The sequence below is a fragment of the Azovibrio restrictus DSM 23866 genome, from assembly GCF_000429665.1.
In the GTDB taxonomy this organism is placed as follows: domain Bacteria; phylum Pseudomonadota; class Gammaproteobacteria; order Burkholderiales; family Rhodocyclaceae; genus Azovibrio; species Azovibrio restrictus.
Genome location: NZ_AUCH01000009.1, coordinates 1 through 21,203 on the forward strand (window position 1 = coordinate 1; position 21,203 = coordinate 21,203).

22 protein-coding genes are annotated in these 21,203 nt (G+C 65.6%); 13 read left to right on the forward strand and 9 right to left on the reverse strand.

What is annotated here, in order from left to right; all coding sequences use genetic code 11:
• The coding region (locus G474_RS20390; protein ID WP_043464022.1) for a choice-of-anchor U domain-containing protein at positions 1–1,445 on the forward strand (1,445 nt) is incomplete at its 5' end.
• Positions 1,446–1,522: 77 nt separating this feature from the next.
• Here G474_RS20390 and fdhE read toward each other — a convergent pair.
• Entirely contained in the window at positions 1,523–2,386 is an 864-nt protein-coding gene (gene fdhE / locus G474_RS0110295; protein ID WP_026686901.1) for a formate dehydrogenase accessory protein FdhE, read from the reverse strand.
• Positions 2,387–2,714: 328 nt separating this feature from the next.
• Here fdhE and fdnG point away from each other — a divergent pair, with 328 nt between their 5' ends.
• The 4 genes from fdnG (at position 2,715) to fdhD (ending at position 8,316) form a co-directional block, all read left to right on the forward strand.
• Positions 2,715–5,762: a formate dehydrogenase-N subunit alpha gene (gene fdnG / locus G474_RS0110300; RefSeq protein ID WP_084513702.1), complete on the forward strand. Its 3,048-nt coding sequence runs from the start codon at positions 2,715–2,717 to the stop codon at positions 5,760–5,762.
• Between the two features lie 11 nt (positions 5,763–5,773).
• Positions 5,774–6,679, forward strand: a complete 906-nt coding sequence (fdxH, locus tag G474_RS0110305) for a formate dehydrogenase subunit beta (RefSeq protein ID WP_026686903.1) — start codon at positions 5,774–5,776, stop codon at positions 6,677–6,679.
• Entirely contained in the window at positions 6,676–7,296 is a 621-nt protein-coding gene (locus G474_RS0110310; protein WP_026686904.1) for a formate dehydrogenase subunit gamma, read from the forward strand. Before fdxH ends, G474_RS0110310 begins: the two co-directional genes overlap by 4 nt.
• 66 nt (positions 7,297–7,362) lie before the next feature.
• Positions 7,363–8,316 (forward strand): formate dehydrogenase accessory sulfurtransferase FdhD, encoded by a 954-nt coding sequence (fdhD, locus tag G474_RS0110315; RefSeq protein ID WP_026686905.1) that lies wholly within the window; start codon positions 7,363–7,365, stop codon positions 8,314–8,316.
• Positions 8,317–8,329: 13 nt separating this feature from the next.
• On the opposite strand, the gene G474_RS0110320 is transcribed toward fdhD, so the two are convergent.
• The 4 genes from G474_RS0110320 to G474_RS0110335 are packed head-to-tail and all read right to left on the reverse strand — an operon-like array spanning position 8,330 to position 10,675.
• Positions 8,330–8,629 (reverse strand): DUF167 domain-containing protein, encoded by a 300-nt coding sequence (locus G474_RS0110320; protein WP_026686906.1) that lies wholly within the window; start codon positions 8,627–8,629, stop codon positions 8,330–8,332.
• Positions 8,626–9,159: a YggT family protein gene (locus G474_RS0110325; protein WP_026686907.1), complete on the reverse strand. Its 534-nt coding sequence runs from the start codon at positions 9,157–9,159 to the stop codon at positions 8,626–8,628. The genes G474_RS0110320 and G474_RS0110325 overlap by 4 nt, the downstream gene beginning before the upstream one ends.
• Positions 9,159–9,971, reverse strand: coding sequence for a pyrroline-5-carboxylate reductase (proC, locus tag G474_RS0110330; RefSeq protein ID WP_026686908.1), 813 nt, complete (start codon positions 9,969–9,971; stop codon positions 9,159–9,161). Before proC ends, G474_RS0110325 begins: the two co-directional genes overlap by 1 nt.
• Positions 9,968–10,675 carry a YggS family pyridoxal phosphate-dependent enzyme gene (locus tag G474_RS0110335; protein ID WP_026686909.1) on the reverse strand — a complete coding sequence of 236 codons (708 nt, stop codon included), beginning with the start codon at positions 10,673–10,675 and terminating at the stop codon, positions 9,968–9,970. Before G474_RS0110335 ends, proC begins: the two co-directional genes overlap by 4 nt.
• Before the next feature lie 72 nt (positions 10,676–10,747).
• Here G474_RS0110335 and G474_RS0110340 point away from each other — a divergent pair, with 72 nt between their 5' ends.
• Positions 10,748–11,791, forward strand: a complete 1,044-nt coding sequence (locus G474_RS0110340; protein ID WP_026686910.1) for a type IV pilus twitching motility protein PilT — start codon at positions 10,748–10,750, stop codon at positions 11,789–11,791.
• A gap of 36 nt (positions 11,792–11,827) precedes the next feature.
• Positions 11,828–12,994 carry a PilT/PilU family type 4a pilus ATPase gene (locus tag G474_RS0110345; protein ID WP_026686911.1) on the forward strand — a complete coding sequence of 389 codons (1,167 nt, stop codon included), beginning with the start codon at positions 11,828–11,830 and terminating at the stop codon, positions 12,992–12,994.
• Positions 12,995–13,074: 80 nt separating this feature from the next.
• Here the strand turns inward: G474_RS0110345 and G474_RS0110350 are convergent, their stop codons facing one another.
• The 3 genes from G474_RS0110350 to G474_RS0110360 are packed head-to-tail and all read right to left on the reverse strand — an operon-like array spanning position 13,075 to position 15,553.
• Complete coding sequence (locus tag G474_RS0110350; protein ID WP_026686912.1) at positions 13,075–14,232, reverse strand: THUMP domain-containing class I SAM-dependent RNA methyltransferase; 1,158 nt, start codon at positions 14,230–14,232, stop codon at positions 13,075–13,077.
• A 10-nt stretch (positions 14,233–14,242) separates the two neighbouring features.
• On the reverse strand, positions 14,243–14,659 hold the full coding sequence (locus G474_RS0110355) for a CopD family protein (RefSeq protein ID WP_026686913.1): 417 nt from the start codon (positions 14,657–14,659) through the stop codon (positions 14,243–14,245).
• Between the two features lie 15 nt (positions 14,660–14,674).
• Positions 14,675–15,553, reverse strand: a complete 879-nt coding sequence (locus G474_RS0110360; protein ID WP_026686914.1) for an SDR family oxidoreductase — start codon at positions 15,551–15,553, stop codon at positions 14,675–14,677.
• Positions 15,554–15,602: 49 nt separating this feature from the next.
• On the opposite strand from G474_RS0110360, the gene G474_RS0110365 reads away from it, so the two are divergent.
• From G474_RS0110365 to G474_RS0110385, 5 genes are all read left to right on the forward strand, one after another.
• Complete coding sequence (locus tag G474_RS0110365; protein ID WP_026686915.1) at positions 15,603–16,619, forward strand: CDP-6-deoxy-delta-3,4-glucoseen reductase; 1,017 nt, start codon at positions 15,603–15,605, stop codon at positions 16,617–16,619.
• A gap of 579 nt (positions 16,620–17,198) precedes the next feature.
• A complete protein-coding gene (locus tag G474_RS24585) occupies positions 17,199–17,336 on the forward strand; it encodes a BPSL0067 family protein (RefSeq protein WP_156919242.1) in 138 nt (45 codons plus the stop codon).
• A 68-nt stretch (positions 17,337–17,404) separates the two neighbouring features.
• Complete coding sequence (locus G474_RS22080) at positions 17,405–17,851, forward strand: STY0301 family protein (protein ID WP_342663576.1); 447 nt, start codon at positions 17,405–17,407, stop codon at positions 17,849–17,851.
• On the forward strand, positions 17,838–18,887 hold the full coding sequence (locus G474_RS22085; protein WP_156919231.1) for a hypothetical protein: 1,050 nt from the start codon (positions 17,838–17,840) through the stop codon (positions 18,885–18,887). Before G474_RS22080 ends, G474_RS22085 begins: the two co-directional genes overlap by 14 nt.
• Before the next feature lie 13 nt (positions 18,888–18,900).
• Entirely contained in the window at positions 18,901–19,194 is a 294-nt protein-coding gene (locus tag G474_RS0110385) for a helix-hairpin-helix domain-containing protein (RefSeq protein ID WP_026686916.1), read from the forward strand.
• A 449-nt stretch (positions 19,195–19,643) separates the two neighbouring features.
• Here G474_RS0110385 and rsgA read toward each other — a convergent pair whose 3' ends face one another.
• Positions 19,644–20,762, reverse strand: a complete 1,119-nt coding sequence (rsgA, locus tag G474_RS20405; protein ID WP_211228100.1) for a ribosome small subunit-dependent GTPase A — start codon at positions 20,760–20,762, stop codon at positions 19,644–19,646.
• Here rsgA and G474_RS23375 point away from each other — a divergent pair.
• Positions 20,761–21,132 carry a hypothetical protein gene (locus G474_RS23375; protein WP_156919232.1) on the forward strand — a complete coding sequence of 124 codons (372 nt, stop codon included), beginning with the start codon at positions 20,761–20,763 and terminating at the stop codon, positions 21,130–21,132. The two genes, rsgA and G474_RS23375, sit on opposite strands and share 2 nt — an antisense overlap.
• The last annotated feature ends 71 nt before the right edge of the window (positions 21,133–21,203 follow it).

A 21,203-nucleotide genomic window follows, 5' to 3' on the forward strand; every position in this document is an offset into this window, starting at 1 on the left:
CCGATGCCGACCCAGGCATCCCGGGCATTCAGCTCTCCGGCTCCGCCGCTCACATCAATGCGCTGCTCGCCAATGCCACCTTCTCCGCTACTGCCGCTGGCGCCGCTTCCATTTCCTTCTCCCTCTCCGATGGCACTGCCCCTCCCGTCACCGCTTCCTACCTCCTCAGCGCTTCTTCCGGTGGAACTCCCGGGGGGGACCCCGGTAACGGTAATCCCGGCGGCGGCGACCCCGGCGGCGAAACAACCGATGATGGGGACGATGTCCCCGATACCATCGAGGATGATGTCCCGGCTCTGCCTCCCTCTAATGGCGCCTCACCCGTCGCCGGCGACGGTAACGGCGACGGCATCAAGGACAGCTCTCAGGCCAGCGTCACTTCCCTGACCTTCCTCGATACCGATACTGCCGTCAGCAATCCCGGCAATGCCCCTACTACCTATGTCTCTCTCGTCGCCGATTCCAACAGCGGCATCCCCAATAATCAGTCCGGCGCCACCATCACCCACATCGCCCAGCTCGATGCCCCCGCCTCCCTCCCTTCCGGCGTCCAGATGCCCCTCGGACAAATCGCCTTCTCCGTCGACCTCCCTGCCTCCGGCATCACCGAAACCTTCAGCCTCTTCGTCGATGCCGACTCCGGCATCAACAGTTACTGGAAGCAAAACACCGACGGTATCTGGGTCGATATCGCCTCACAGGTCACTTACATCGGTAACAAGGTCCGCATCGATTTCAGCATCACCGATGGCGGCCCCTTCGACAAGGACGGCATCGCCAACGGCGTCATCGTCGACCCCGGCGCCCTCGGCGTCGCATCCCGGCCTCTGCCTACCACCGCTCAACTCGTCACCGGCCTTTATGTCGGCTACTACGATCGTGCCCCCGATGCCGAAGGCCTTGCCTACTGGGTCAGTCAGATCGACCAAGGCACAGCTTCCCTCGATGACGTCTCTTCCCTCTTCTCCTCTCATCCCAGGTTCGCCCAGGAGTATGGCTCTCTCTCCGATGCTCAGTTCGTCGCCGCACTCTACGAGAACATCCTCGGCAATACCGGCGACGCCGAGGGCCTTGCCTTCTGGCAGAACCAGCTCGCATCCCTTTCCAAGTCCCAGCTCGTCACCCAGTTCGTCTACAGCTCCCTTAGTGCCGATCTATCTGCCGCACTCCAGAACGGCGACCTCTCCCAGAGCGAGTTCCTCTCCGCTTATCAGCGCCAGTCCCTCTTCGACAACCAGGTCGATACCGGCCTTGCATTCGCCGACCTCGGCAGTCTCACCGTCCCATCCCATGATGCCAACCACCTCGGCGACGATGTCGCCTATCTCGCCGCCATCCGCGTCCTCGAAAACATCTCTTCCGACTACGCTTCCTTCTCCGATATCTCCGTCACCCTCGCCGGACTACACAACAATCCAGATGCCATGAATATCATCATGGCCTAACCCCCCCTCTCACACCCCCCCGCCTGGCCGGCGGGGGGGGCAAGGACTGTCACACCAAAATTCCAGCGAGCTTGGCCTCACTCCCCCATCAGCAAGAAGGGGTTGATGCCGATGCGCTGGTAGTTTTCCTCGCTCACCAGGATGTCCAGGGCCAGGCTGGCCAGGTCGTCGGCGATGGGGTCCAGGCCCGGGGCCTTTTTCTCCACCAGAAGTTTCAGGTAGCTGCGGCAGCCGTCGCAGGTTTCGGCCTGGGCGCCGCCCTCCTGGCCGTCTATGGATTGATAGCTCAGGTCCTTGGCGTCGCCGCAGCTGACGCAGGTGGCCCGCACGTGGTGCCAGGCCGTGTGGCAGAGACCGCAGTGGAGATGGCGCTGGCCTTCCACTTCGGCGCCACTGTGGATGACGCCGGCCACGGGGGCGCTGCCGCAGACGGGGCAGGCGCGGGCGGTGGCCGTGGCGGCGATGCTGCCCGGCGTGAGGCTGGCCGCATGGCGGCTCCAGGCCAGTTGCAGGGCCGCCATGGCGAAGGGAGCGTGGATCATGTCCGCCGCCCCCAGCTGGCCGCCGATGATGCGGCCCGCCAGGGCCTCCTGCTCAGCCGCGCAGCTGCCGGCCAGCGCGGCCCGGGCCGCTTCGGCGGTTTGCGGCAGCCGGCCCGCCAGCTGTTGCAGCAGGGCGGCCAGGTCGTGGCGCCATTGCTGTTCGGGGCTGTCGGCCTGGGCCGGCTGGGTGGCCACCAGGTGCTGGGCATCATTCAAACAAGCCACGAAACCCATCCAGTCTTCCAGGGGGTTCCCCGGAGCCAGCTGCCGCAGGCGCCCGGCCCGGGCCTGGAACAGGCGGCCGGGATCGGGCAGGCGCAGGGGCACCGGGGACTGGCCGGGGACTAGGCCGGCGGCTTCCATGGCGGCAGCGGTGTCATCGGAGGGGTGCAGGGACATGGGTGAATCTCCAGGAAAAGGGGGCCGGAGCTTCCGGCTCCGGGCAAAGGCGGAACGATAGCAAAAAACGGGCGCGCCCTGCCTGCGGCGCCAGCAGGGGCGGCGGCCGCTCCAGCCGGCTGCCCGACCGGGCCATTTTGTCCCGCCTCCTGGACAAAATGGCCCGGTCGGAACCAGGGTTGGCGGGAATATCCCTTGCAGCAACAAGGATTCAGCCCGTGGCATGGAACCTGCCTGTAGGGCGGCTCAAGCCGGGGAGAAAGGGGCTTTCCACGGCCCCCGAGGGGCAACAGGAATCCCGGCAGGTTCCGCACATAAGGGAGGTTTCATGCAAGTCACTAGACGGCAGTTTTTCAAGGTCTCGGCCGCAGGTCTTTCTGCTTCCAGCCTGGCTGTCCTGGGTTACGCACCCGGCACGGCGCTGGCCGATGTCCGCCAGTACAAGCTCAACCGCGCCACCGAGACCCGCAACAATTGCACCTATTGTTCCGTGGGCTGCGGCATTCTGATGTATAGCCTGGGCGATGGCGCCAAGAACGCCACGAAGAAGATTTTCCACATCGAGGGGGACCCGGACCATCCGGTCAGCCGCGGCTCCCTCTGCCCCAAGGGCGCGGGCCTGATCGACTACATCCATAGTCCCCAGCGCCTCAAGTATCCCGAGGTGCGGGAAGCCGGCAGCAATGAATGGAAGCGCATCTCCTGGGACGAGGCCATCGAGCGCATCGCCCGGCTGATGAAGGATGACCGGGACGCCAACTTCATCGAGAAGAACGAGAAGGGCCAGCTGGTGAACCGCTGGACCACCACCGGCATGTTGGGCTCCTCCGCCGCCAGCAACGAGACCGGCATCCTCGACGTGAAGTTCGCCCGGGCCCTGGGCATGGTGCACCTGGAAAACCAGGCCCGCCTCTGCCATGGCCCCTCCGTGGCCGGCCTGGCGCCCTCCTTCGGGCGCGGTGCCATGACCAACAACTGGGTGGATATCAAGAACGCCAACGTGATCCTGGTGATGGGCGGCAACCCCGCCGAAGCCCACCCGGTGGGGTTCAAGTGGGCCGTGGAAGCCAAGATCAAGAACAACGCCTACATGATGGTGGTGGACCCCCGCTTCAACCGCAGCGCCGCCGTGGCCGACTTCTACGCCCCGATCCGGGCCGGCGCCGATGCCGCCTTCCTGCTCGGCATCGCCAACTACCTGCTGGGCAACGACAAGATCCAGCACGAGTACGTCAAGGCCTACACCAACGCGCCCCTGATCGTGCGCGAGGATTTCAGCTTCGAGGAAGGCCTGTTCAGCGGCTACGACGCCGAGAAGCGCAGCTATGACCGCTCCTCCTGGGCCTACGAGCTGGGTGCCGACGGTTATGCCTTGCGCGACGACACCCTGCAGCATCCGCGCTGCGTCTTCAACCTGCTCAAGAAGCACGTGGAGCGCTACACGCCGGAGATGGTCAGCAGCATCTGCGGCACCCCCAAGGAAGACTTCCTGCACGTCTGCGAGAAGCTGGCTGCCACCTCGGCACCCGACAAGACCACCAGCATCCTCTACGCCCTGGGCTGGACCCATCACGTGGGCGGCTCCCAGATCATCCGCGCCTCGGCCATCGTGCAACTGCTGCTGGGCAACATCGGTATGCCCGGCGGCGGCATCAACGCCCTGCGCGGCCACTCCAACGTCCAGGGCTTCACCGACCTGGGCGTGCTCACCACCATGCTGCCCGGCTACCTGACCCTGCCCAACGAGAATCAGGAATCCCTGAAGACCTACCTGGAGCAGCGCACCCCCAAGACCCTGGTGGACAAGCAGATCAACTTCTGGAAGAACACCCCCAAGTTCATGGTCAGCTTCCTCAAGGGCATGTGGGGCGAGCATGCCACCGCCGAGAACGAGTGGGGCTACCACTGGCTGCCCAAGTGGGACCGCAGCTACGACGTGATGGCCTTCGTCGAGCAGATGGCCAAGGGCAAGGCCAACGGCTACCTCATCCAGGGCTTCAACGTGATCGCCGCCGCCGCCTCTTCGGGCAAGGTGCGCGAGGGCCTGGCCAAGCTCAAGTACATGGTGGTGATCGACCCCCTGCAGACGGAAACCTCCTCCTTCTGGCAGAACCACGGAGAGTTCAACGAGGTGAACCCGGCCGAAATCCAGACCACCGTGTTCCGCCTGCCCTCCTCCTGCTTTGCCGAGGAAACGGGCTCCATCGCCAACTCCGGCCGCTGGCTGCAATGGCACTGGGCCGGCCAGACGCCTCCCCACGAAGCCTGGCACGACGGCAAGATCCTCGGCACCCTGCTGATGAAGCTGCGCGAACTCTATGCCAAGGAAGGCGGCGTCTGCCCCGAGCCGCTGATGAACGTGGACTGGCATTACCACGATCCCAAGGACCCGCATCCGGAAGAGGTGGCCAAGCAGATGAACGGCTACGCGCTGGCTGACCTGTTCGACGACAAGGGCAACCAGATCGCCAAGAAGGGGGACCTGCTCGCCAGCTTCGCCCACCTGCGCGACGACGGCACGACCACCAGCCTGTGCTGGATCTACACCGGCCAATGGACCCAGGCCGGCAACATGATGGCGCGCCGGGACAATACCGACACCGGCTTTGGCAACACCCCGGGCTGGGCCTTCGCCTGGCCGGCCAACCGGCGCCTCTTGTACAACCGCGCCTCCGCCGACCCGGCCGGCAAGCCCTGGGACCCGAAGCGCCAGTTCCTGAGCTGGGACGGCGCCAAGTGGAGCGGCGCCGACGTGCCCGACTACCCGATCACGGCAGCCCCCGGCAGCGGGGTGAGTCCCTTCATCATGCTCCAGGACGGGGTGGGCCACCTGTTCTCCCTCGGGGCCATGACCGACGGGCCCTTCCCCGAGCATTACGAGCCCGAGGAAAGCCCGATCCCGGCCAACCCCCTGCACGAGAAAAACGGCCAGAGCCCGGTGGCGCGCATCTTCAAGGATGACAAGCCCAGCTTCGGCAGCCGGGAGGAGTTCCCCTACGTGGCCACCTCCTACTCGATCACCGAGATGTTCCGCCACTGGACCAAGCACGCCCGCCTGAACGCCATCGCCCAACCCGAGCAGTTCGTGGAGATCAGCGAAAAGCTGGCCGCCAAGAAGGGCATCAAGGCCGGCGACCTGATCAAGGTCTCCAGCAAGCGCGGCTTCATCCGCGGCAAGGCCGTGGTCACCAAGCGGGTGATGACCCTGCAGGTGGCCGGTCAGGAAGTGGAACAGGTGGGCATTCCCGTGCATTGGGGCTTCGAGGGCACGACCCGCAAGGGCTTCCTGGCCAACACCCTGAGCCCCCGCGTCGGCGATGCCAACACCCACACCCCGGAATACAAGGCCTTCCTGGTCAATGTTGAAAAGGCTTGAGGAACAACACCATGTCCATGCAATCCCAAGACATCATCCGGCGCTCGGCCACCTCCGGCCTGACGCCGCCCCCCCAGGTCCGCGACCACAAGCTGGAAGTGGCCAAGCTCATCGACGTGTCCATCTGCATCGGCTGCAAGGGCTGCCAGGTGGCCTGCTCCGAATGGAACGACATCCGCGACGAAGTGGGCCACAACCACGGGGTCTATGACAACCCGGTGGACCTTTCCGCCAAGAGCTGGACCGTGATGCGCTTCGCCGAGCACCAGGACGAAGGCGGCCGGCTCCAGTGGCTGATAAGGAAGGACGGCTGCATGCACTGCGCCGACCCGGGCTGCCTCAAGGCCTGCCCCTCCCCCGGCGCCATCATCCAGTACGCCAACGGCGTGGTGGATTTCCAGTCCGAGCAATGCATCGGCTGCGGCTACTGCGTCGCTGGCTGCCCCTTCAATGTGCCGCGCATCAACAAGGACGACAACAAGGCCTACAAGTGCACCCTGTGCTCGGACCGGCTCGCCGTCGGCCAGGAGCCTTCCTGCGTCAAGACCTGCCCCACCGGCGCCATCCAGTTCGGCACCAAGGAGGACATGAAGCAGGTCGCCGCCCAGCGCATCAAGGACCTGCAGGCCCGGGGTTTCAAGAACGCCGGCCTCTACGACCCGGAAGGGGTGGGCGGCACCCACGTGATGTACGTGCTGCACCACGCCGACCGGCCCGAGCTGTACAGCAACCTGCCCAAGGACCCGCAGATCAGCACCACCGTCAGCCTCTGGAAGGGCATGTTGAAACCCCTGGCCACCATCGGCATCGCCGCCGCCGGCCTGTTCGGCTTCCTGCACTACACCACGGTCGGCCCCAACCGGGCCGAAGAGGAGGACGAGCATGAACAACACGAAACCGAAGAGGTGAGCAAATGAAGGAACAGCTGATCCAGCGCTACAGCGCCGCCGAACGCATCAACCACTGGGTGGTGGCCTGGTGCTTCATCTTCCTGGCGATTTCCGGCCTGGCCTTCTTCTACCCGGCCTTCTTCTGGCTCACCGGCATTTTCGGCACGCCCCAGCTGGCCCGCATCGTCCATCCCTTCATCGGGGTGGTGATGTTCCTGGGCTTTGCCCGCCAGTTCTTCCGCTACTACCACCACAACTTCATCAACAAGGAAGACGTGAAGTGGATGAAGGCCGTGGGCGAGGTGATGAAGGGTAACGAAGTGGGCGACATCGGCCGCTACAACGGCGGCCAGAAGGGCATGTTCTGGCTGATGGTGGGCTGCATGGTGGTGCTGATGGCCACCGGCTTCATCGCCTGGCGTCCCTATTTCGCCGGCCTGTTCCCGATCCCGGTGATCCGCCTGGCCCTGCTGCTGCACGCCAGCGCCGCCCTGGCCCTGATCGCCGGCATCATCGTGCACGTCTATGCGGCCATCTGGGTCCAGGGCACGATCCGCGCCATGGCCGAAGGGGTGGTCACCCACGCCTGGGCCAAGAAGCACCATCCCCGCTGGTTCCGGGAAATGACCGGACGCAAGTCCTGAGTCCCATCCGGCAGGCGGGGCCTCCGGGCCCCGCCACCTTCAGCTGAACTCCGCACTGGACAGACCATGAATCTGGAATCCCGCAAGCTGCTGCCCCAGGAGGGCTACGACGACGAGGCCGATACCGGCGAATACGCCACGGTCTGCCGCACCACGGTATTGCGCCTGGATGGCGGCGAGGCCGACACCTGCGACGATCACGTGGTGGAAGAGGTCCCGGTGGCCCTGGTGTACAACGGCATTTCCCACGCGGTGATGCTGGCCACGCCGGACAATCTGGAAGACATGGCCCTGGGCTTTTCCCTGACCGAAGGCATCCTGGCAAGCCCGGGCGAGCTGTACGGCATCGAGCTGGTATCCGGCTGCCAGGGGCTGGAAGTGCACATGGAAATTTCCTCCCGCCGCTTCGCCGCCTTGAAGGAGCTGCGCCGCAGCCTGTCCGGGCGCACCGGCTGCGGTCTGTGCGGGGTGGAAAGCCTGGCCGCCGTGGCCCGGCCCTACCGCCCCCTGCAGCGAGGCCTGCTGCTGCCAGCCGGGGCCGTGGCCCGGGCCCTGGGCCAGCTGCCGGACTGGCAGCAGTTGCACCGGATCACCGGCGCCGTACATGGCGCCGCCTGGGTGGATGGCCTGGGTCAGATCCATGCCCTGCGGGAAGACGTGGGCCGCCACAATGCCCTGGACAAACTGATCGGCTGGATGGCCAAGCACCGGATGGACCCGTCCAGCGGCTTCGCCCTGGTATCCAGCCGGGCCAGTTACGAGATGGTGCAGAAGTGCGCCACGGCGGGCATCGGCTGTCTGGTGGCCATTTCCGCGCCCACCGGTCTGGCTGTGCGCATGGCTACGGAAGCAGGGCTGACCCTGGCCGGCTTTGCCCGGGGCCAGCGCCTGGTGGTCTATAGCCACCCGGAATATCTGGCCGCTGAAGGCGTGAGCGCCTCCCGTCCCCTGGGGCCCTGCCAGGATGACGTGGCCCAGGAACCCCTGCCCCCCAGGAGCGGCGGCCGCACCCTGATGTGAGGCAGGAGCGGTCCTAAGCCGCCAGGCTGGCCAGATCGGCCAGCCTTTTTTCGTCCACGCCTTCCACCCGCAGCACCTTCTGCCGGGAAGTCTGGCCGCTCTTCAAGCTCACCGCGGCCCGGGGCAGCTGCAGCAGTTCCGCCACGAAGGCCACCAGGGCCGTATTGGCCTTGCCATCCACGGGAGGCGCGGCCAGGCGTATCTTCAGGGCCTCCCCGTGCAGGCCGGCGACGCTGCTCTTCTTGGCGCCGGGCTGGATGTGCAGGGAGAGGCAGAAAGCCCCGTCCCGGTCCTGACGGTACCAGCTGCTCACAGATACATCAGCAGCAGTTGCAGCAGCAGGATCAGCGCCAGGGGCGAAAGATCGATGCCGGAGATGGGCGGAATCAGGCGCCGGAAGGGCGCCAGGAAAGGCCGGGCCAGCTGGCTCACGGGAGCGGCGATGGGGGAATAGGGATTGACCCAGGACAGGACGGCCTGGAGGATCACCACCCCCATGACGATATAGACGAACAGGCGCAACAGGCCCCGCACTGCCAGCATCAGCAGCATCAGGACCATGCCGAAGCCGTCGGCGCTCAGGACGGCGCTGGAGAGGGACAGGATCAGCCCCGCCAGCAGCAACTGCAGCCACAGGGCGGCGATCAGGCTGGCCCAATCCACCCCGCCCACTCCGGGAACGATGCGGCGCAGGGGCTTGACCGCCCAGTTGGTGAGCTTGACCACGAAATCCCCCAGCTGCCCGGAGAAGGACACCCGGCCCCACTGCATCATGAAACGCAGCAGGAACAGGGTGCTGAAAAATCCCACCAGGGCATTGGCCAGGAACAGCAGCGCCTCCATCACGAGGCTCCCAGCTGCTGCGCCAGCTCCCGGCCCCGGGCCTCGGCGGCCTTGGTGCCGGCGACGATGCCGGCAGCCACGCCCTGCTCCTGCATCACCTTCAGGGCCGCTTCGGTGGTGCCGCCCTTGGAGGTCACCCGCTGGCGCAGGACGCTGGCAGGATCAGGGGAACCGGCCGCCAGCCGGGCCGAACCCAGGGTGGTTTCCAGGGCCAGGAGACGCGCCTGCTCGGCGGAAAAGCCCAGCTCCAGGGCAGCCTGCTCCAGGGCCTCGATGAACAGGAAAAGATAGGCAGGGCCGCTGCCGGAGATGGCGGTCACCGCATCCATCATGGCCTCGTCCTCCACCCACAGGGTGGTGCCGGCGGCCTGCAGCACCCGCTCGGCCGCCAGCCGCTCGTTCAGGGCCACATCGGGCAGGGCGCACAGACCAGCCACCCCGGCGCCGATCAGGGCCGGCGTGTTGGGCATGGCGCGCACGATGCGGCGGTAGCCCCCGAGCCAGCGGGACAGGGTGTCCAGGGTCAGGCCAGCGGCGATGCTGACCACGATCTGGTGCTGCAGCCGCCCGCTCATGGGCGCCAGGGCCTCGCGCATCTGCTGGGGTTTCACCGCCAGCACCAGGAGTTCGCAGGCCAGGGCCTGGGCGCCGGCCTCGGCCAGACAGGTGACTCCATAGCTGTCCGCCAGCTTCTGACGCTGCTCGGGCAGCAGCTCCACCACCTGGATGTCCGCCGGGGCAAAGCCCTGCTTGATGAGGCCGCCGATCAGGGCCTGGGCCATGTTGCCGCCGCCGAGGAAAGTAATCTTCATGGGGTGTTTCTCGCTCCGAAAATGGCTGTGCCCACCCGCACCAGGGTGCTGCCTTCCAGCACGGCAGCCTCCAGGTCGTGGGACATGCCCATGGACAGGGTATCCAGCGCCAGCCCCCCGGCCTGCAGGGCAGTCAGCAACTGCCGCAGCTGGCCCAGGGGAAGCCGCTGGGTTTCTAAATCGTCGGCCGGGGCCGGGATGGTCATCAGCCCCCGCAGGCAGAGACGCGGCAGGGCCGCCACCGCCCGGCACAGGGCTTCCACCTGGTCCGGGGCGCAGCCGCTCTTGCTGGCCTCGCCGGACACATTGACCTGGACACAGACCTGCAGGGGCGGCAGATGTTCCGGGCGCTGCTCGGAAAGCCGCTGGGCCACCTTGAGCCGGTCTATGGAGTGAACCCAGTCGAAATGCTCGGCCACCGGCCGGGTCTTGTTGCTTTGCAGGGGCCCGATGAAATGCCAGACCAGAGGGGCGTGGTCAGCAGGCAGCAGCTGTTTCAGGGCGAGAATCTTCTCCACCCCTTCCTGCACGTAGTTTTCGCCGAAATCCCGCTGCCCGGCCAGGGCCGCCTCCAGCACGTCGCCGGCCGGCTTGGTCTTGCTCACCGCCAGCAGGGTCAGTTCCCCGGGCTGGCGCCCCGCGCGCCGGGCGGCCTGCTCCAGGGCCTGGCGTACGGCTTGCAGGTTGGCGGGTATTGCGCTCATAATCGTCTGGAATTAAGTAGGCTTTTCCAGTATACCGCCCATTCTTCCCCAAGGACGAAATCAGGACCTTTCATGGACATCACCGAACTGCTGGCTTTCAGCGTCAAGAACAAGGCTTCCGACCTCCACCTTTCCTCCGGCCTGCCCCCGATGATTCGGGTCCACGGGGATGTGCGCAAGATCAACCTGCCCCCCATGGAACACAAGGACGTGCACTCCATGGTGTACGACATCATGAACGACGGGCAGCGCAAGATCTACGAAGAAACCCTGGAATGCGATTTTTCCTTTGAAATCCCCAATCTGGCCCGTTTCCGGGTCAATGCCTTCGTGCAGCACCGGGGCGCTTCCGCCGTGTTCCGGACCATTCCTTCCAAGGTGCTGACCCTGGAAGACCTGAACTGCCCGCGAATCTTCAAGGACATCTCCGAGTACCCCCGGGGCATAGTGCTGGTCACCGGGCCCACGGGCTCGGGCAAGTCCACCACCCTGGCGGCCATGGTGAACCACATCAACGAAAACGAGTTCGGCCACATCCTCACCGTGGAAGACCCCATCGAATTCGTGCACGAGCCCAAGAAGTGCCTGATCAACCAGCGGGAAGTGGGGCCTCATACCCTGTCCTTCTCCAACGCCCTGCGCTCCGCCCTGCGGGAAGACCCGGACGTGATCCTGGTGGGCGAAATGCGCGACCTGGAAACCATCCGCCTGGCCATGACGGCCGCGGAAACGGGCCACCTGGTGTTCGGCACCCTGCACACCTCCTCGGCCGCCAAGACCATCGACCGGATCATCGACGTGTTCCCGGCGGCGGAAAAGGAAATGATCCGGGCCATGCTGTCCGAATCCCTGCGCGCCGTCATTTCCCAGACCCTGATGAAGACCAAGGACGGCAGCGGCCGGGTGGCGGCCCACGAAATCATGATCGGCACCCCCGCCATCCGCAACCTGATCCGCGAAGCCAAGGTGGCCCAGATGTATTCCGCCATCCAGACCGGCCAGGCCCTGGGCATGCAGACCCTGGACCAATGCCTGATCGACCTGGTGCGCCGCAACGTGGTCTCGAGTTCCGAGGCCCGCAGCAAGGCCGCCAACAAGGATGCTTTCCCGGCCTAAGCACGGCCCCACCACATTCAACCGGAGCTCCACAGGATGGAACGCGATCAGGCCCTAAAATTCATGCACGACCTTCTGCGCTTGATGAGCAGCAAGAAGGGTTCGGACCTTTTCATCACCGCCGGCTTCCCGCCGGCCATCAAGATCGACGGCCGGGTCACCCCGGTATCGAACCAGGTGCTGACCACCCAGCACACGGCGGAACTGGCCCGCTCGATCATGAACGACCGCCAGGCGGCGGAATTCGAAGCCTCGAAGGAATGCAACTTCGCCATCTCCCCCACCGGGATCGGCCGCTTCCGGGTCAACGCCTTCATCCAGCAAGGCCGGGTCGGCGTCATCTGCCGGACCATCAACATGACCATTCCCACCCTGGACGACCTGAACCTGCCCCCGGTCCTGAAGGACGTGGCCATGACCAAGCGCGGGCTGGTGATCTTCGTGGGCGGCACCGGCACCGGTAAGAGCACCTCCTTGGCCGCCCTGGTGGATTACCGCAACCAGAACAGCTACGGCCACATCATCACCATCGAAGACCCCATCGAATACGTGCACGAGCACAAGAACTGCATCGTCACCCAGCGGGAAGTGGGGGTGGATACCGATGACTGGGGTCCGGCCCTGAAGAACACCCTGCGCCAAGCCCCCGACGTGATCCTGATGGGGGAAATCCGCGACCGGGACACCATGGATTACGCCATCGCCTTTGCCGAAACCGGCCACCTCTGTCTCGCCACCCTGCACGCCAACAGCGCCAACCAGGCCATCGACCGGATCATCAACTTCTTCCCCGAAGAGCGGCGCTCGCAGCTGCTCATGGACCTCTCCCTCAACCTGCGCGCCCTGGTCTCCCAGCGCCTGCTGGTGAAGAAGGATGGCAAGGGCCGCATCGCCGCCATCGAGATCATGCTCAATTCGCCCCTGATTTCCGACCTGATCTTCAAGGGCGAGGTGCACGAGATCAAGGAAATCATGAAGAAATCCCGGGAACTGGGCATGCAGACCTTCGACCAGGCCCTGTTCGACCTCTACGAAAACGGCATGATCAGCTACGAGGACGCGCTGCGGAACGCCGACTCCCTCAACGACCTGCGCCTGCAGATCAAGCTGCACGGCAAGGAATCCGTGGACCGGGACCTGACCGCCGGGATCGGCCACCTGGCCCTCACGGAAGAAGCCAAGGAACAGCAGGGCATGTTCTGACCCGGCACCGCCGCCGGCCAGCAAAAAGGGAGGCGCCGCCTCCCTTTTTCACGTCTGCCGGCCAGGCCGGAAGGCGAACCTTACTCCCCGTCCCGGACCTTGCGGTTGCTGCCGGCCACCAGCTCGATTTCGTACAGCCGGCATTCCAGGGCGCCGTTGAAGAGCGGCGTCTTGCGCCGGGGCTTCAAGCGCAGCAGTTTCGGGAAACGGGTATCCGCCGTGAAGAAGCAGGCGGTCCAGCCGGCGAAGTTGCGCTTCAGGGTGGCGCTCATGGCCGGGTACAGCTCGGCCAGCTGATCCAGCTCGCCGATCCGCTCTCCGTAGGGAGGATTGGCCACCAGGATGCCCTCGGGCGCCGGCGCCGCACAATCCAGAAAATCCTGCTGCTCCACCTGCACCACGCCCCCCAGGCCCGCCTGCTGCAGGTTGCGTTTGGTGGCTCGCACGGCCCGCTCGTCCAGGTCGCTGGCCCAGATTTGCTGGAAGGAGGCTTCCTGCACCCGGGCCAGGGCGGCATTGCGGATTTCCAGCCAGACGTCGCGCTGATAGTGCTTCAAGGCCTCGAAGCCGAAACGCACCCGCTCCAGGCCCGGAGCCCGCTGCAAGGCCATGCAAGCGGCTTCCAGGACAAAGGTGCCGCTGCCGCACATGGGGTCCAGCAGGGGCGTGCCCGGCTGCCAGCCGGACAGCTTGAGGATGCCCGCCGCCAGGTTCTCCTTGAGGGGGGCCTCCACATTGGCATGGCGCAGGCCCCGCTGCCACAGGGGAGCGCCGGAAGTGTCCAGGTACAGGGTGCAGTCCCGCTCGGTGAGGAACACCTGGACCCGCACATCCGGCTCCCGGGTGTCGATGCTGGGGCGTTCGCCCACCTGGTCCCGGAACCGGTCGCAGAGGGCATCCTTGACCCGCAGGGTGACGAAATCGATGCTCTTCAGGGGGCAGCGGATCGCCGTGGTCTGGACCCGGAAGGTGCGGAACACATCGAAATGCCGCTCCCAGGCCAGCTTCAGGGCCAGGCGGTAGATGTCCTCCTCCCGTTCATAGGGCGCCCGGGCCAGGTACCAGAGGATGCGGGTGGCCAGGCGGGATTCCAGATTGGCCCGGTAGCAGGTGGCCCATTCCCCCTTGAACTGGACCCCGCCCGGCACGACCCGGACATCCTGGGCGCCGACGCCCTGCAGCTCATCGACCAGCAGGGGCTCCAGGCCCCGGGGACAGGTGGCGAAGAATTTTTCCATGAAGATTCGCTCAGAAAGGTTTCAGGACCACCAGGAACACCACGGTGAACAGCACCAGCACCGGCACCTCGTTGAAGAAGCGGAACCAGACGTGGTTGCGGGCATTCTGCTGGGCCTGGAACTTGCGCAGCAGCTGGCCGCAATACAGGTGATAGGCGATCAGGAACACCACCAGCAGGGTCTTCACGTGCAGCCAGCCTCCGGCAAAATCGAAGCCGAACCACAGCCACAAGCCCAGAACCACGGCCAGGACGCCCAGGGGCGTCATGAACCGGTAGAGCTTGTGGGCCATGAGCAGCAGGCGCTGTTCCTCGGCCTTACTGCCTTCCGGCACCATGGCCAGGTTCACGAAGATGCGCGGCAGGTAAAAGAGCCCGGCAAACCAGGCCACCACGAAGGAAATGTGCAGGGCTTTGAGCACGAGCAACATGGAACGATCCTCTCAGTCAGGGTTAGGGGACAAGGCCGCCAGACCGGCCGCCACGGTGGGATAGCCAAGGCGCAGGCCCAGTTCCGCCTTGATGCGGCGGTTGCCGATGCGGCGCGACTCGGCCATGAAGGAAAGCTGCAGGGGCGACAGGTGCGCGGCCAGGTCTGCCCGGGCCAGGCGGGGCGGCCGGGGCAGGCCGCAGGCATCGGCCACAGCATCGAAGTAATCCCCCATGGGCAGGAGACTGTCATCCACCACGTTGTAGCAACGGCTGGCACCGCCCCGGAACAGGGCAAGGCAGCAGGCCCGAGCCAGGTCTTCGGCGTGGATGTGATTGCTGAACACATCGTCGGAGCGCGCCAGGACCGGCAGGCCCATCCGCAAGCGCTCCAGGGGCAGGCGTTCAGGGGCATAGATACCGGGTGCCCGCAGGATCAGCACCGCCACCCCGTTGCGGGCGCCCCAGCGGCGCAGCTGCTGCTCCGCATCCACCCGGCGCCGGGCCCGGCCGGAATCCGGCCGGCAGGGGCGGGTCTCGTCGATGGCAGCGCCGCCGCAATCGCCGTAAACCCCCGTGGTACTGATGTAAACCAGGCGCCGTGGTAGACTCCGACCCCGGCTCAGGGCCGCCAGCAAATGGCGGGTCCGGGTATCCCCAAGCCCTTCCCGGGGCGGTGGCGCCAGATGCAGGACCCGTTCCGCCAGCCCGCCCAGACGGATCAGACTGGCCGGATCGTCCAGATCACCGAATACGGGCTGCACCCCCAGGCGCCGCCAGGCATCCGCCCCCGCCTCATGGCGCAACAGGGCGGACACCCGGAAGTGCCCCGTGAGCCAGGAAGCGGCGCGCCGGGCCACATCCCCGCTGCCGACGATTAACAGTCTTTGCACGGCGGCATTCTAGCCCATCCGTGCCCGGACCAAGGGACCAGAGCACAACATGAGCTATCAGATCACCGTTCAGCCCAGCGGCGCCAGCTACAGCGCCGAACCCGATGAAACCCTGCTGGATGCGGCCCTGCGCCAGGGCCTGAGCATGCCCTACGGCTGCAAGGACGGCGCCTGCGGCGCCTGCAAGGGCACCGTCCAGAGCGGCACCGTGGACCTGGGCCGCTACCAGGCCCACGCCCTCACCGCCGAAGACATCGCCGCCGGCAAGGTGCTGTTCTGCTGCGCCCGGCCCACCAGCGACCTGAGCATAGAAAACCGGCAGATGATCCGCATGGGCGACATCCAGGTGAAGGTCATGCCCGCCCGGGTGGAAAAGCTGGACAAGGTGGCCCCCGATGTCATCGAACTGCATCTGCGCCTGCCCGCCAGCGAGAAATTCCAGTTCTACGCGGGCCAGTACATCGACTTCCTGCTCAAGGACGGCAAGCGGCGCAGCTACTCCCTGGCCAGCGCTCCGGAAAAGGAAGGGGTGCTGGAACTGCACATCCGCCACGTGCCCGGCGGCCTGTTCACCGACCAGGTGTTCGGCACCATGAAGGTGAAGGACATCCTGCGCTTCGAAGGCCCCCACGGCGGCTTCTTCCTGCGCGAGGAAAGCAGCAAGCCGGTGATCCTGCTCGCCTCCGGCACTGGCTTCGCCCCCATCAAGTCCATCGTCGAACACGCCCTCGCCCAGGGCAGCAGCCGTCCCCTGCACATCTACTGGGGCTGCCGCAAACAATCCGACCTGTACATGAACGCCCTGCCCGAAGACTGGGCCGGCAAGTACCCGCACGTCCAGTACACCCCGGTGCTCTCCGAACCGGAAGCCGGCTGGACCGGACGCACCGGCTTCGTGCACCAGGCCGTCATCGCCGACTACCCCAGCCTCGCCGGGCACCAGGTGTACGCCTGCGGCGCCCCGGTGATGATAGACGCGGCCCGCAAGGATTTCCTCGCCCAGTGCGCCCTGCCCGAAGAGGAGTTCTACTCGGACGCCTTCACCTTCTCGGCCCCGGGCAAGTGATCCCGATTTGAGGCCCAGCAAAAAGCCCGGCTGCGTGCCGGGCTTTTTGCTGGGAGAGGGTTGCTATCCATGCGACGGGATTTGATCATGGTTTTCTCCGCAAGCGCATCGAATCGGTTTCAGGGTTCCGCCGTCGGCGCGGGCTGCCGGTTTTCCCGGCAAGCCCCCGCCGATTCTCACAGCTAGCCTCAATACTCGTGCCGCCGCCCCTTCGCCTTGCCGGCGGCGCGCTGGATGGCGCAACCCGGCTCGCGCTCGTGGGTGCAGTCGGCGACATCGGCACCCGCGGTAGGAGGCCAACCCCGCACTAACTGCCGCCAGGTCTTGTCGGCGTGCGAAGACGCGGAAAAGGGGACTGACTCAGCTCCCTAAACATCTCTGCGCGTCCTTGGCGTGCTCTCCCTATCCTTGGAAAAGCCTCGGGAGGCCGTTTTGTCATTCTTTTCTTGCCCGGCTATCGATGATGAATTCATAATATGCCATTGTTTTTGCGGCACTGCTGCTCGGTTCGCCAATCCTCATGGCCGGGGGCTGCGGGGTCATCGACGCGAAACCCAGTAGCATCCCAGGGGCACGGCGATCGCGACTTTCGACAAGAATGGCCGTTATCCGACCGATTCCCATGGCAGGCATGCTGCCATCTACTTGAGCCATGATGCGAGCGGGATTCGGGTGCTCGACCAGTGGAACAAGCAGGCGAGGTGCTGGAACGGGTGATTCGTGTCAACCAGCCGGAATTTCCGCGCAGCAATGCAGCGATCCATTTTTACGTGATCGAGTGAATGATGAAGCATCAAGGAATGATCCTCCTGCTCACGGCGATGGCCTTGCCAGGCGCTGGCGCGGTGGCGGGCGAATTGCGGATCGACTGTCCGGAGAGCGTCGCCGCGCTCGAGTCCCTGGACGGGGCAGGCGAGGCGTGGCGGGTCGAAACCGATCTCGGGAAGCGCGGCAAGTTTCTCGATTCGATCAGCGTCTTCTCCGGGCCGCCAGCGGAAATGGCCAGCCTGGTTCCCGACCGGACGCGCCGCAAGAAGCAGTTGCGGACCTCCACCTGGCAGTTCGCCGCGCCGTCGACGGCCGCCTACTGGGTGGCCTGCACCTATACCAACAGCACGCTGCAACTGACCCGGCAACTGCCGAGCGGGGTGCGGCGCTGCGAGCTGGGCGAGCGTCTGTTGCCGAACGGCGTCAGGCTCGGCATCGACGGCATGAAGTGTGAACTCGATTGAAACCCATGCCGTGCCGGCTCGCTGGCGCGGAAATCCGGACAAGGAAGACAGGCATATGCGGGCGAGCGGTGGAACATGGCGACGGAGATTGGCCGGTGGATTGCTCCTCGGGTTGGCGGGGACGATGGCCCAGGCGGCACCTTATCTGCAGATCGGCGAAGGTCATCTGGCCTATGTCTATCGCTGGTTGTTGCCCGATGGCACGGTCCTGAAGCAGGGGATGACCGACAAGCGGGGGCGGGCCAGCCTGGTTGCCCGGCCTGGCGTCACCGACTACGTGCTGGAAACCATGTGGGGCATCTATCGGGTCAAGGTGCCGGAACAATGCTGGAAGGCGAAAGCGGACCAGTTCGCGGCCTGCATCCAGGTATCCGAACGCGAGGATAGCGAGGAGCAGAAGCGCCAAGCGGCAGCCAGCGCCCGCGCGGCCGAGGCGCAACGGGAGTTGCGGCAGGCGCGTGCCGAATGGGTGGAGAAGGAGATTTCGCCGGCGCAGCAGGAGCAGGTGCTGCAGGAAGCCTTGCGCGAGCAGTATTCCTGGGTGAATACGCCGGCGGCGCGTTTTCCCGAGGCGGACTTTGTCTGCCACTCGCTCGATCTGCCGCCGCCGTCGGCGGAAGCGGCGGAATGGTTCGATCTGGCACTGGGCAAGCCGCGCGGCCAGGGGCAGGAGATGGCCTACGTCGAGGCGGCCACGCGGGGCCACTGGCGGGCCGCGGCGCGCCTGGCGAGTTCGGCCCTGGACGACGAAGACTGGGAGGCGGCGCAGCCGGTCATCGCCTGGTTGCTCAAGCACCAAATTCCCTCCGGCTACGCCAAACTGGCCGAGCTGCTCGCCGCCACCTCGGCTTACGACGGCGCGCCGGTGGCGGAATCGACGCAGTCCATGGTCACTTCCCTGCGCTGGCGGGCGGCCCAACTGGGCGACCCGGTGGCGCTGGCGGCGATGAGCCGCCATTTCGCGCGGCAAGGCCGGACGCAACTGGCGGACGAGTTGCTCGCCTGCGCCCAGCGGCAGAATCCCGACATCCGCTGAGACGGGCAGGAAAATGAACCCGGCCAAGGTCGACCGCGCCAGCGTGCGCAAATTCACCGACCTGCCCAATGTCGGGCCGGCGCTGGCGGCGGATTTGCGCTTGCTCGGCTATGCGTCGCCCGGCGAACTGGCCGGGCAGTGCCCGTTCGCGATGTACCGGCGCCTGTGCGAAATCACCGGCCAGCGCCAAGATCCCTGCGTGATCGACGTCTTCATGTCGGTCGTCGACTTCGTCGATGGCGGGCCGCCGCGCCCCTGGTGGGAATTCACGGCGCGGCGCAAGGCCCGCCTGGCGACCTCGTCCTGAACCGACGCCCCTATTCGTCCAGCCCAAACACCCACAGCGCGTCGCATTGCGCATCAAGTCCGGCGGGAAAAGGGTGGGGAAAGGGGAAAAAGGGGTCTGGCTCGCTTTATCAATTCCGTCCGCCTCGCCCAGGGCATTCTTTACCGTGGCGCCGGCCTCGACATCGTCTGGCAGGACCTTGTTGCGATGACCGCCATCGGCGCAATCTTCTTCGCCATTGCGCTGGCCAGGTTTCGCGATACGGTGACGTGGAATCAAGGCTGAGAAGGGCGCGTGAAGCGGCCGCCGCCAGCCGCGAGCAAGCACTTGACCGGCCGATGCCACCGATTACGACGAAGCGGCTGGAAGCGTGACATGTTCCACAACCGCATCGAATCGGTTTCGGGATCCCGCCGTCGGCGCGGGCTGCCGTTTTCCCGGCAAGCCCCCGCCGATTCTCACAGCTAGCCTCAATACTCGTGCCGCCGCCCCTTCGCCTTGCCGGCAGCGCGCACCAGCTTGCCGAAGGCCCGATCCTTGTCGCGTTTCTCGTGCAGGGGCATCTCGTGAAACGCCGATTCCCGCAGCAACTTCTGGTAGTTGCGGAAATGCTCGGCGTCCATTTCACCCTCGGCGATGGCGCGCTGGATGGCGCAACCCGGCTCGCGCTCGTGCGAGCAGTCGGCGAAGCAGCAATCGGGCGCCAGCGCCCGGATGTCGGCAAAGCTGTCGGCGATGCCCCCGCTGACATCGAGCATGCCCAGTTCGCGCATGCCCGGCATGTCGATCAGGCTGGCACCGCCCGGCAACGGGATGAGCTGGCGGCGCGTGGTCGTGTGCCGGCCTTCGCCGGACTGGCTGACTGCGCCGGTCGCCAAACCCTCGTCGCCGAGCAGCCGATTGACCAGCGTCGTCTTGCCGACCCCGGACGAGCCAAGCAGGCAGCAGGTCTGGCCAGGCTGGATCAGCTCGCGGATGGCCGCCATGCCCTCGCCGCTGACATTGCTCAGCGCGACGATGCGGGCGACGATGCCGGCCTGGCGGATCTGCGCGATGAGCTGCTCCAACTCCGCCGCGGCGATCAGGTCGGTCTTGGTCAGCACAACGACGGGCTCGATCTTCCCCTCGCTGGTCAGCACCAGATAGCGTTCCAGCCGGCGCACATTGAAATCGAAGTGGCAGGACTGGACGATGAAAGCCAGGTCGATATTGGCGGCGATCATCTGGAACTCGACCGCGCTGCCCGGCCGCTTGCGGCGCAGGAAGGAGCGGCGCGGCAGCACCGCCAGGATGCTGGCGTGGGCGCCGCCGTCGTGCATCCTGACCCGCAGCCAATCGCCCACGCAGGGCAGGTCGACGGCGGAAACACTGGTGTAGGCCGCCCGGCCGGTGAGCCGGGCCGGAATTTCGCCGGCGGCGACATGGATCAGGTACTGGTCACGGTCGACCGCCGTCACCCGGGCAATCGCCTCGTCCGGGCCGCAAGGCACGGCGGGCGGCGCCCCAGTTTCCCGACAGTCGGCAGCAGAAAAAGTGGATGGGTCGGCCGGCGCGGACAAAGGCGCGGCCATCGGTTTGGAAATCGTCATGTTGGTCTTCCATTGGCGTCATTTGAACGAACAGAAACGGCAAACCACCAGCGGGTGGTCTGCCCGGTCTTTCGATCCCGATAACCTCAATTCCCTGCGGCAGCAGGGATCGGGGTTATCGGATGACGGCAAGCTCCAACATCCAAACCTCTATCAAGTCAGGCGCGCCAAAACGGACAACGCCGGGCGCATGGTAGCCAGGGGGCGGGGGGAAGGCAATGAAGATGGACAAGCGAAGGCATGCAATCGAGAAGCTGTCTGCAATTTCACGACACAAGCACCGCAGGCGATTCGCGGCAGAATTTTCTACAAGGAGAAGTTATTCAATAAATCTGAAGCTGACCCCAATGGTTGTACATGCGAGAACTAACGACGAAAGGGGCATGCCTCAAATTATCGATGCATCCCGCCTAAATGCTCGGCGACGACTGGTACACTTTG